The organism is Flavihumibacter profundi (genome assembly GCF_020076305.1).
In the GTDB taxonomy this organism is placed as follows: Bacteria; Bacteroidota; Bacteroidia; order Chitinophagales; family Chitinophagaceae; genus Flavihumibacter; species Flavihumibacter profundi.
In genome coordinates, this window is sequence record NZ_JAIQXE010000001.1 from 331,222 (window position 1) to 342,338 (window position 11,117).

10 protein-coding genes are annotated in these 11,117 nt (G+C 43.4%); 6 read left to right on the forward strand and 4 right to left on the reverse strand.

Translation table 11 applies throughout. The features are described from left to right. The first annotated feature begins 16 nt into the window (after nt 1–16). The 3 genes from LAQ65_RS01405 (at nt 17) to LAQ65_RS01415 (ending at nt 3,294) form a co-directional block, all read left to right on the forward strand. Nucleotides 17–1,294 (forward strand): serine hydrolase, encoded by a 1,278-nt coding sequence (locus tag LAQ65_RS01405; RefSeq protein ID WP_224115141.1) that lies wholly within the window; start codon nt 17–19, stop codon nt 1,292–1,294. A gap of 6 nt (nt 1,295–1,300) precedes the next feature. Then, a complete protein-coding gene (locus tag LAQ65_RS01410; protein WP_224115142.1) occupies nt 1,301–2,011 on the forward strand; it encodes a DUF4397 domain-containing protein in 711 nt (236 codons plus the stop codon). Nucleotides 2,012–2,103: 92 nt separating this feature from the next. Next, nucleotides 2,104–3,294: a pyridoxal phosphate-dependent aminotransferase gene (locus LAQ65_RS01415; protein ID WP_224115143.1), complete on the forward strand. Its 1,191-nt coding sequence runs from the start codon at nt 2,104–2,106 to the stop codon at nt 3,292–3,294. 572 nt (nt 3,295–3,866) lie between these two features. Here LAQ65_RS01415 and coaE read toward each other — a convergent pair. Genes coaE through nusB form a run of 4 tightly spaced genes read right to left on the reverse strand, consistent with a single transcriptional unit; the run spans nt 3,867 to nt 6,205 of the window. Further along, the gene (gene coaE / locus LAQ65_RS01420; protein ID WP_224115144.1) at nt 3,867–4,460 is read right to left on the reverse strand and encodes a dephospho-CoA kinase; all 594 of its coding nucleotides are present in this window, start codon (nt 4,458–4,460) and stop codon (nt 3,867–3,869) included. After that, on the reverse strand, nt 4,461–4,799 hold the full coding sequence (gene yajC / locus LAQ65_RS01425; protein ID WP_224115145.1) for a preprotein translocase subunit YajC: 339 nt from the start codon (nt 4,797–4,799) through the stop codon (nt 4,461–4,463). It lies immediately after the preceding gene. Between the two features lie 28 nt (nt 4,800–4,827). Further along, the gene (locus LAQ65_RS01430) at nt 4,828–5,277 is read right to left on the reverse strand and encodes a DUF1573 domain-containing protein (RefSeq protein ID WP_224115146.1); all 450 of its coding nucleotides are present in this window, start codon (nt 5,275–5,277) and stop codon (nt 4,828–4,830) included. A gap of 4 nt (nt 5,278–5,281) precedes the next feature. Beyond that, nucleotides 5,282–6,205, reverse strand: a complete 924-nt coding sequence (gene nusB, locus LAQ65_RS01435; protein WP_224115147.1) for a transcription antitermination factor NusB — start codon at nt 6,203–6,205, stop codon at nt 5,282–5,284. Between the two features lie 330 nt (nt 6,206–6,535). Here nusB and LAQ65_RS01440 point away from each other — a divergent pair, with 330 nt between their 5' ends. The 3 genes from LAQ65_RS01440 to LAQ65_RS01450 all read left to right on the forward strand — a co-directional run bounded on the left by LAQ65_RS01440 (nt 6,536) and on the right by LAQ65_RS01450 (nt 11,072). Beyond that, on the forward strand, nt 6,536–6,817 hold the full coding sequence (locus tag LAQ65_RS01440) for a co-chaperone GroES (protein ID WP_224115148.1): 282 nt from the start codon (nt 6,536–6,538) through the stop codon (nt 6,815–6,817). A 47-nt stretch (nt 6,818–6,864) separates the two neighbouring features. Beyond that, nucleotides 6,865–8,499 carry a chaperonin GroEL gene (gene groL, locus LAQ65_RS01445; RefSeq protein WP_224115149.1) on the forward strand — a complete coding sequence of 545 codons (1,635 nt, stop codon included), beginning with the start codon at nt 6,865–6,867 and terminating at the stop codon, nt 8,497–8,499. Nucleotides 8,500–9,002: 503 nt separating this feature from the next. Further along, nucleotides 9,003–11,072 (forward strand): T9SS type A sorting domain-containing protein, encoded by a 2,070-nt coding sequence (locus LAQ65_RS01450; protein ID WP_224115150.1) that lies wholly within the window; start codon nt 9,003–9,005, stop codon nt 11,070–11,072. Nucleotides 11,073–11,117: the final 45 nt, after the last annotated feature.

Below are 11,117 nucleotides of genomic sequence, written 5' to 3' on the forward strand. Positions count from 1 at the left end.
CTGAAAAAAAGCAAGTATGTTGAAAATTGCCGCCGCTTGTTGCCTGGTTGCCTTATTTTTTTGCTGCCGGCCTGGTCGGCAAATGGGTGCCACACCAGGTGCCCGGACTGACCTATTTATGGAAGACCTGCTGGCAGGCCAGCCTGATTTTTTCAGGGAAATTTTAGCTCACAGGCAGGAGTTGAACATCCAGGTTATTTATACCCAGATTGACAGGAAAGCCCATAATAAGCCTGTTTTTACGCCCCATTATTTCAATGTTGACGCCCGGCGTTATTTCTATCCCGCTTCTATGGTAAAGATGCCCATAGCTTTACTAAGCCTGGAAAAATTGCATGCGCTAAACCTGGCCGGGGTGGATAAAAACAGCCCAATGATTACCGGTGCTGCATTCAGCGGACAAACCATGGTGCTTAATGACCCTACAGCTGTTGATGGTGTTCCTTCAGTGGCACAGTATATTAAAAAGATTTTCCTCGTCAGCGATAACGATGCTTATAACCGCCTGTATGAATTCCTGGGGCAGGAAGAGATCAATAAAAAATTGGCCGAGAAAGGCTATTTGGGTACCAATATATATCACCGGCTTTCCCTGCCACTGACAATGGAAGAAAACAGGCATACTAATCCGGTCCGGTTAACAGACAGTACGGCAAAAACAATGTACGAGCAGCCAGAGGTGGTCAGTAAACAGCATTTTGTAAAACGGGCAGATTCTGTGGGGAAGGCCTATTTACAGGACGGTAGGCTGGTAAACCGCCCCCTGGATTTTTCAAATAAAAACCGTTTTAGCCTGGAAGACATGACTAAAGCACTCAGGGCAATCCTTTTTCCGCAATCATTGCAGGCATCGGAAAGGTTTAACATCAGCGATGAAGACTACCGCTTTGTAAGGAAATACATGTCGGAATTCCCTGGTGAAAGCATTTCACCGGAATATTCCCGGCCTGAATATTGGGATACTTATTGTAAGTTCCTGTACTATGGCAGCGACCCAAAGGCAGAAATGAATCCGGCAGGTCTCAGGGTTTTTAATAAAGTAGGGGATGCCTATGGTTTCCTTACAGATGTAGCCTATTTTGCTGATTTTGATAATGGTATAGAATTTATGCTGAGTGCTACGATTTATTGCAATAGTGACGGTGTTTTAAACGATGATAAATATGATTATGATACTGTAGGTTACCCTTTTATGAAACAATTAGGGCAGCTGGTTTATTCTTATGAGAAAAACCGAAAAAGAAAGTTTAAGCCGGATTTATCGGAGTTTCGGATGGATTATGATAAAAGATAAGTGTACATGAAAAGAAATTTAGTTCTGGCAATTTTATGCCTGACCCAGTTCTCCTGCCTCAAGCAAAAGGATGAAACCGGTAACGGGCCGAAAGCGCATATTTCCATCATTAATGCAGCATTGGATAGTGATCCGGTTACACTTTTGCTGGATGGAACAAAGGTGAATGAGACTCCTGTTCCTTTTGGGGAAGCCAGTGGAAATGCGGATGATGCCTACCTTGCCACAAAACCAGGTATCCTGAATACTTTCTGGCAGGTTGGGGAAACGCCTCCGAATAATGAAAAGTTCCTGCAATGGGCGCCTGGTACTTATTATACCATGATCCAGTATGATACTGCAGTAAATAATGTGGCACCGGTTATGTTGTTAACCGATAATCTTGCTGTAACTGACACAGTGGCCAGGACGAGGTTCATCAATTGTGTTGCGGGTAATGAACCGCTAAGCCTTTGGCTGATTGGCATAAAGGATACTGCTAAAGTTGCCACAAAAACAAAAGCACTGGGCAATGGCGGGTTTGCCCCGGCTGGTTTCGATGCCAGGGTTAGGCCGGGGGACTGGCGGATGGAACTGATTGATACATCCGGAAATGTACTGTATCATGAAGACATTACTCTTGCCGGTAGTAGTTTTTACTCTTTTGTAAGTTTTGGGGAAATTTCCGGCACAGGATCTAAGGCCCCGGTGGCCAGGAAGCTGGTAAATTTGAAATAGTTGTGAAATTTGGGACGGTTCGCAAAGTGCATTTCGTTAATTTTACCGATAGTCTAGCAACCGATTTTTGAACCTACAATTTATTAAACGAAATGTCTTTATCATCGCGACTTCAACGTTTCAGCGAACCGGAAACGCTCCGGATGGCCAAAATGGGCCGTGAACTGCGTGCAAAAGGAAATGATGTCATCGACCTGAGTTTGGGTGAGCCCGATTTTGATACGCCCCAGCATATTAAAGAAGCTGCAAAAAAAGCAGTAGATGAAAACTGGAGCCATTACCCGCCGGTAGCAGGATATCCCGAACTGCGTGAAGCAGTATGCACCAAATTGAAAAGGGATAATAATCTCGATTATAAACCGGAAAATATTTTGGTATCAACCGGTGCCAAGCAAAGCATCGCCAATCTTATAATGGCCCTTGTTGACACTGGTGATGAAGTGGTGATCCCGACACCTTACTGGGTTTCATATTCAGAGATAGTAAAAATGTCTGAAGGGGTTCCTGTAATGATCCGCACAACAGCAGCTTCCGGTTACAAAGTAACAGCAGCTGAAGTGGAAGCAGCCATTACACCGAAAACCAAGCTCTTGATGTTTTCATCGCCGTGTAACCCTACCGGTGCAGTATATTCTAAGGCCGAACTGGAAAGCCTGGCTGGTGTTTTCCGTAAACACCCGCATGTGTATATCATGAGTGATGAAATCTATGAATACATTAACTATGTTGGCAAGCATGAAAGTATTGCCCAGTTTGACGATATCAAAGACAGGGTAATTATTATCAATGGATTAAGTAAGGGTTTCGCAATGACTGGATATCGCCTTGGCTATATTGCCGGTGCACCTGAAATTGTGAAAGCCTGCGAGAAGATCCAGGGCCAGATTACGAGCGGCGCAAATGCTGTTACCCAGCGTGCTGCAATCGTAGCATTAACCACCGACCTGGCTCCAAGTCATGCAATGGTTAAGGAGTTTGAGCAGCGCAAGAAAGTGATCATGCAATTGCTGTCTGAAATACCCGGGGTTAGCTGTAATGAGCCTGATGGCGCCTTTTATGTTTTTCCTGATGTTTCTTCTTATTTTGGAAAATCTGATGGTACAACTACGGTTAATAATTCGGATGAACTTTGTTTCTACATCCTCGAGAAAGCCCACGTAACTACTGTTACCGGTAAGGCTTTCGGGGAAGATAAATGTATTCGTATTGCCTATACCAATAGCCTGCCTAAAATTAAGGAAGGCATGGAAAGGATCAAGAATGCGTTGGCGAAACTGAAGTGATTTTTGGTGAATAGATTAAAAGCTACCGGAAAACCCGGTAGCTTTTTTTAATGTATTCAATTTCAATACATGGCTATACCCCCCAAACAACTTCATCTCCTGGAATAGTTCGATGTTATTAAACCCGCATTTTCATTGTTTGAGCAAGTGATGATATTTCCAAAGGCTGATTGCCGCTGTTTGTTTCCAGGAAACAATTACTGGTTATGCGGTCAAAGCACTTAGATGACTATGAGATGGTATGGAGATAATGCTGAGAAGAACGGCAAATAAACGGCAAGTAAACGGCAAATAAACGGCAAATAATTTGGAGGGACCTCCTTATTAAATACCTCTCCGTAAAGCAGGAGGATTTTCCTTGTGCTAGCGAAAAAGCAATTGCATATACGGCCAGAGGGGCGCCGGGGTAATAATACACAACCTTTTCCTGAATCTTGAGGCAATTAATAATGGGCTCATATTTACCGAATAATGGGCTCACTTTGCTAAATAATGGACTCATACTTTCAATAATGGGCTCAAAAAGTCTGTATTGGCTCTGCCACAAAGACCGCTTAATAGAATCTGATTGCTTATTTCATACCCGCCCTTTGCAACAACTCTTCATGTACCTTCAGTACCTGTGGCACCACCAGCCGCTGATCGTCATTCATTATAATATAGTCACACAATCGCATTTTAATGGTTTCGCTGAGCTGGTTATCTATGCGTTTGATAACTTCTTCGCGACTAACGCCATCGCGTTGCATAACCCTGTGGATGCGGATATGCTGTGGCGCTGAAACCCCAATAACCAGGTCGAGCTGTGCCTGTGATCCTGATTCGAAAATCAATGCTGCTTCCTTAAGGGCATATGGACTGCTTTGATGCTGCATCCATTGCTCCGCATCCCTTATGGTTACCGGGTGAACCAGCTGGTTCAGTATATCAAGTTGTTGCTTGTCTTTGAAAACAACCTGGGCCAGGTATGCGCGGTTAAGTTTTCCATCAAGGTAGGCGCCATCACCGAATTGTGCTTTAATGGCCTCAACCAGTTCGGGGTCATTTTCCATCAGCCTTTTTGCTGCAGTATCAGCATTATAAACAGGAATGCCAAGGCTGTTAAAAACCCTGGCAACAATTGATTTCCCGCTACCGATTCCACCGGTAATGCCTACACGTAGCATTTATTTTTTGTCTGAAACAGCACCAGCTGCTTTATTGATATTCTGTGTCCACTCGAGGGAAATAGCAGACCGTTCAATTTTAATGTAAGAGCCGGGACTGGTTTCCAGCATAATGGTACCATCTTCATTTACTTTGTTAACTACACCATGGATACCGGCGATAGTAACAATTTTATCACCTTTCTGCATGTTCTCCTGGAATTGTTTAGCAGCCTTTGCTTTTTTAGCTTGCGGGCGGATCATGAACAACCAGAAAACGAGGATCATTCCACCAAGTAAAACCAATTGAAATGTTGCGGCTGACCCGCCTGCTGCCTGTAAGAAAAATAGATTGTGCATTGTTTGTTATTTGAAAAATTGAGATGAATTATTTCTTGAGTACTTCTACCTTGAATTTCAAGGTATGGTCCATTCCGCCTGTAGTATTGGCTTTTACATAAATGGATTTATTATTGGTACCAACCCGGCCATTGCTGTTGAATGATCCTTTGATCAGACCTTCTTTACCAGGAAGGATTGGCTCCTTGGGCGACTCAGCTACCGTGCAGCCACAGGCAGGTTGAACGGAATAAATAATAAGGGGTTTGTCGCCTGAATTCTTAAAATGGAATATTACTTCCACTTGCTGACCTTCAGTTACAGTACCCAGGTCCTTATCTCCATCCAGCCAGGAAATAGCTGTGAAATTAGCACTATCAACTTTTTCTGCATAAGGGTTTTGCTGTGGCGTAAATGCCTGGGCACCTTTTGATTTATCGGCATTCTGGCAGGCTGCAAAAGACAGCGCCAGGAATCCAATGATTAAGCTTGTTCTCATGGATTTATTTTTTAAAACTCACTTTGTGCAATTTATCTTCTTTAAGTAAATCTTTATGGATATTGTCAAGGATACCATTTACAAATTGTCCGCTTTGGCTGGTACTGTATTCTTTGGCGAGGTCAATATATTCATTTATGGTAACCTTCGGCGGGATAGTTTCAAAATACAGAAATTCGCAAACACCCATTTCCATCAGGATCATGTCCAGGGTGGCAATCCGGTCCGGGTCCCAGTTTTTCAGCTTGGGTTTGATCATGTCCATCGTAATGGTTTTCTTATCAAGAACAGTTTGCAGAAGTTCCTTGGCGAACTCCCATTTCTCTGTACTGAGAATTTGCTGAAAATTATAACTGCCGGGCTTATTCAGGTAATTCTGCACCAGCAGGTTGATCATATCGCAATCATCATCCCAGTTATTGAAATGTTCTTCAACATGGCTGGTAAATGCTTCGTTGGTAATTAACAGGTTACTATATATATAATCTATGATTCCTTTTTCTGATTTTGGTTCGCGGCTTTGCAGTGAGATATAATTAATATATTCTTCTGATTCAGTAAGTTCCTGGTAAATTTTGCGCACCAGCTCCTTGTCAGTAAACCGGTCAACCTTGTCTTCATCAACAGCTTTTTTAAAGGAGGCATCTTCCAGGATTTTCCACAACAGGTTATTTCCTGCGATTTTAGTATTCACGTCAAGGTCCTGGGCACTGGGAAGGTGTTTAGAGGCACGGTTGCGGGAGTCCGTTTCAGCAAAACGGGCTACTTCTGTAAGGAAATGGATCACATATACTAAAAGTTGTCTGGTAAGGTCAAATTGTTTCTGGAGAAGTTTCACTGGTTCTCCGGGTTTTGTAGCCTGGTCCATAGCGTCCAGCGCATACAGGGTCTGCATCACTTTAACCCGGATATTTCTTCTACTGATCATACCTGCAAGAACTTTGTTGAGCCGGCAAAGCTAAAGGTTTTCCCTGCAGTGACCAAAAGGTAGAGGCTCCAAAAAGTTCACCCGCCGGGTAATACCCGGCGGGTGAACGTACAAAATGACGGTAAGTTGTCTTTGGGTTGCTGTAAAATTGGCACAAGCCTTACGCAAGGTGGTAGTAATATTACCTGGAACCTGTATTAACAGGCTGCAAACTGCAAAAATGGCTTTAATATGACAGTTTGATTGAATTGGCATGTTATTCGTTTAGCTTTGCTCGCCTTTGGAGCCAACAGCTCTAAATTTTACTCACTTAATTAAAAACCAATTAATATGGCTAAGAAGTTAAACATTACTCCTTTGCACGACAGGGTGGTTGTAAAACCAGCCCCTGCTGAAGAGAAGACTGCAGGCGGGATCATTATCCCCGATACTGCTAAAGAAAAGCCCCAGCGCGGAACAGTAGTTGCTGCCGGACACGGTAAAAAAGACGAACCGCTTGTTGTAAAAGTAGGCGACACAGTTTTGTACGGTAAATATGCCGGTACTGAACTCCAGTTGGAAGGTGCTGATTACCTGATCATGCGGGAAAGTGATATCCTTGCGATTGTTTAAATTATTTCCTCACTTGTCTAATTAGTTATTCTTTAAAAGTATTTTATATGGCAAAACAGATTTTCTTCGACATCGAAGCAAGAAACAGGATGAAGAAGGGTGTTGACACACTGGCCAATGCCGTGAAAGTAACCCTTGGACCAAAAGGCCGTAACGTGGTTATCGAAAAGAAATTCGGTGCACCACAGGTTACAAAAGATGGTGTTACAGTTGCGAAAGAAATTGAATTGGAAGACCCTATTGAAAATATGGGTGCCCAGATGGTTAAAGAAGTTGCCAGCAAAACTGCTGATGTAGCCGGTGACGGTACTACTACTGCAACTGTCCTTGCCCAGGCTATCATTACTGAAGGCCTGAAAAACGTGGCTGCAGGTGCTAATCCGATGGACCTGAAACGCGGTATTGACAAGGCTGTTGAAAAAGTTATCGAAGCACTGAGGGCGCAAAGCCAGACTGTCGGAAACGATACCAAAAAAATTGAAGCAGTTGCTACCATTTCTGCCAATAACGATGCTGCAATCGGAAAACTGATTGCTGAAGCGATGGCAAAAGTTGGTAAAGATGGTGTGATCACTGTAGAAGAAGCAAAAGGTACTGATACTACTGTTGAAGTGGTAGAAGGTATGCAGTTTGACCGTGGTTATATCTCTCCATATTTCGTTACCAACAGCGAAAAAATGGAAGCAGAATTGCAGAACCCGTATATCCTGATCTACGATAAGAAGATCAGTGCTATGAAAGATATCCTCCATATCCTGGAGAAAGTTGCACAAGGTGGTCGTCCATTAGTGATCATCAGTGAAGACCTCGAAGGTGAAGCACTGGCTACACTGGTAGTAAACAAACTCCGCGGAACGCTGAAAGTGGCTGCTGTTAAAGCTCCTGGCTTCGGCGACCGTCGTAAGGAAATGCTGCAGGATATCGCCATCCTCACAAAAGGTGTTGTGATCAGCGAAGAGCAGGGCTTCAAACTGGAAAATGCTGACCTGACCTACCTCGGACAAGCAACTTCTATTACCATCGATAAAGACAATACTGTTGTAGTTGGTGGAAAAGGTGCAAAAGCAGATATCACTGCACGCATCAACCAGATCAAAGCACAGATCGAGTCCACAACCTCCGATTACGATCGTGAGAAGTTGCAGGAGCGCCTGGCTAAACTGAGTGGTGGTGTTGCCGTACTGAATATCGGTGCAGCTACAGAAGTAGAAATGAAAGAGAAGAAAGACCGTGTTGATGATGCTTTACATGCTACACGTGCAGCTGTTGAAGAAGGTATCGTTCCTGGTGGTGGTACTGCGTTCATCCGCGCTATTTCTGCCCTTGATGGTTTCCGCAGCAGCAATGAAGATGAGAAACTGGGTGCGCAAATCGTGCGTCGTGCACTGGAAGCACCACTCCGTATCATCGTTGAAAACGCTGGTCTGGAAGGAAGCGTAATTATCAATAAAATCCGTGAAGGAAAAGGCGATTTCGGTTTCAATGCCCGCACTGAGACTTACGAAAACCTGTTCAAAACTGGTGTTATTGATCCAACTAAGGTTGGCCGTGTTGCACTTGAACATGCTGCCTCTATTGCAGGAATGTTGCTGACCACAGAATGTGTGGTTGCCGACAAACCAGCTAAAGAAGCTGCTCCTGCCATGCCTCATGGTGGCGGAATGGGTGACATGGGTTATTAATATTCCAGTCAACTTAATACAGGAACCCTGTTGCATTTGCAGCAGGGTTTTTTTGTTATTGCTGCCACCTGAAATTTGGTTTAAAAGCAAAAAAACAGTGAAACAAAACAGGGTTTAAATAAAAAACTATATCCCTGTTTTTGGGGATTTTTGGGCTTTTTTCAATGTGTAAACTTCGTATTCAGCCGTAAAATTGACCCAACGTCGAAAGATTTCAATAGGGGTTTTGCTTTCTCAGGAATTTATATACTTTTGTTATACCTCTTAGGGGTTGTATCCCCAGCTTACCTTTCCATTATCCCATTTAGAATTTCCGCAGCTTATTTTTTTTGAACCACAAAAGAATGGGATCGATGAATGCACACTCTACGTACCGGAGATTTAATTTCTGTATTATTACCTGCTGTCTAACAATTGGTTTTTCCTTATTTCAAACTATTGGAAATGCGCAATATGTTACCCTGACATATTTTCCTAAACAAAATCAGCTATATCCCCGTGACTTGGCTACCAACCAGGGTTCGGTAAGGTTTAAAGGTACATTTACCGGAGTAACAAGCCCCAATTTGTGGGTTCAGGTAGACTTTAATAATGATGGCGATTACCTCGATTCTGGGGAAAATACTACTATACCATTATCGGGCCCTACATTTGATTATACCTATTCGATTAAGGCGGGGCTTTTTGATTATTTATTTATTCTGCGGGATGGCTATAATTTTTTAAATGATAATTTCGGAAACCTTGCTGGTGCAGATAATGTCGTTGCCGGTGATGCGTACTTTATCACTGGCCAATCAAATGCAGAGGCTAAGCCAGTAATAGCAGCTGATCAAAACCTGGCCAATTTTGATGCTGGGTCAGCTATAAATTTTGTTAGGGTATATGGTGGAGGCATAGGAACACCTGTCTGGGGGCTAGGGGATGGAAATAAAGCATATAACGCAGATTGGGCTACCGGACAATTTGGGATGAGGATCGGTTCCAGGATTGTGGCTGAGCAAGGTATCCCGGTTTGTATTATGAACGGGGCAGAACTCGGGCACCAGATCGCTTATTTTCAAAAAGATTATCCTGTCGATCCAAACCCAACGGTGGTGGATCCAAATACTGGCTTGACCGTTCCCAATCCCAATTATCTAACGAATAACTATGGCCGGGAATTAACCAGGTTAACCAATGCAGGATTGCAAAATGCCATCAGGGCGGTAATATGGTTCCAGGGTGAATCCAATACTTTCACTTATGGTACCGAAAACAAAAAGTTAAGTACCGCAGAGTATATCACTGAATTTAATAAGTTATATAATTCATGGGATGCCGACCTTGGCCTGGCGGATCGTTTTTATATGATTCAGATAAAACCCGGCTGTGACGGGATTGCTGATTCTGCCTCAGATATCCAGGAAGCCGAACGGCTGTTGGATGATGCAAATCCCCGCATGGATATTATTTCCACCGGTAATATCCAACAGTATGACAAATGTCATTATAGGTATAATACAGGAACTGGTACTACAGGTATAGGGGGCTATCGGGAAATCGGAAACAGGGTAATTACTTTAATTTACCGGGATTTTTACAACCCGACAAATGCAATTCCTGGCCCAAATTCTTTATCCCCTGCCCCCTTAAGTGCAGAGTTCACCAAAACTTTGGGTTGGCCTTCAACAATAGCTACTGAAATAACGATGTATTTTAAGCGGCCGGATGATGACCTTGCTGTTATTAATACTACGGGGGGGGATATCAAGAGTTTAATCAGGCTTAAAGGTGGAACATACACCATTAATTCAGCAAAAATCGTAAACCTGGCTATTCCACCTGCAAAAAACTATGCTCTGCGAATTAATTTTTCTCAGGATGGCTCACAACCTAATCCAACAGGGCTTGGGTTTGTTAGCCCGGAAGATGGTTCAGTGGCTAATCTACCCGCTATTGTAAATAATAATGTAAGTAATCCCGGCAATGGTATCGGTCTTATCAATTTCAACAATTTACCAATAGCCATCGGCATACTGCCTGCAGATCCATTAAACCTGCGCATATCAGCCAACCAGGGCGCCAATACCTTACGCTGGGAAGTTGACGACAATCCGAAGTTTGAGCGGTTTATAGTTGAGCGCGGCGAATCCGCTAACGAATTTTCCCCGATTTCTCAGGTTCAGGACAATCGTAATGCTGGTACCGGTAATTACCAGTATATCGACAGTAAGCCCAATACAAGCAGAAATTATTATCGAATCAAAGCGGTTCAGCGCGATGGGAAATCAGTTTACAGCCAGGTTGTTGCAGTGAATAACCGCACATCAACCGTTGATGGAATCAGCGTCTATCCAAACCCGGTTACTGACAGGGCCAATGTGAGCCTTACCGTAAAAAATCCTGGTATGGCAACTATCCAGATTTTTGATGGGGCCGGTAAAATGATTTCAACCCGTAAAATCAGCCTGCTAAAGGGCAATAATATGTTTTCAGCCGGCGAAATCCTTGACCATAGTGCTGGTATTTATACCATCCGGGTCGTAACAGATAATGAAGTATTTAATGCCCGGGTAATACGTGTAAAATAATGATGAACCATAAATGCAAATGGCCCGCTATTACAGCGGGCCATT